We start from the raw sequence: 386 nt of genomic DNA, 5'->3' as shown, positions 1-386 counted from the left end.
AGGAATCAACAACAAGATAAAGGTCTTGAAGAGAGCGGCATACGGATTTAGGGATGAACGATACTTTGAGCTAAGGTTATATGCACTCCATGATTGCCGCATCACGCGAAATGTCGGATGAACCAGATTGCAGAAATAGATGCACTTCCAAATCATTACCCGACACCTGATGCACATTTAACACTAACAGTCTCTATTTCTGCGTTCTGCGTAGGTTTACATTCTGCCTTTACAACTCCCGTAAACTAATTTTGCACCAAACGTGCGACAAGAAGTCGTACAAGTAATTGTTCAGCATGATGTCTGAACCTGTTGTTCCGTCAACAGTAGCCTAAAGAGGCGTGCTTTACGAGTAATTGTTTGGTGCGAAGCCCTCTTGACAATAT

The 386-nt window shown here is 42.7% G+C and carries 1 protein-coding gene; it reads left to right on the top strand.

Annotated features, from left to right (window positions below; translation table 11 throughout):
* Positions 1-121: transposase (locus I6E24_RS16755; RefSeq protein WP_235328481.1), on the top strand; the 121-nt coding region annotated here is incomplete at its 5' end.
* Positions 122-386: the final 265 nt, after the last annotated feature.

Source organism: Bacteroides caecigallinarum (assembly GCF_021530995.1).
GTDB lineage: Bacteria > Bacteroidota > Bacteroidia > Bacteroidales > Bacteroidaceae > Phocaeicola > Phocaeicola faecigallinarum.
This window is presented reverse-complemented; position numbering and strand designations above follow the sequence as displayed.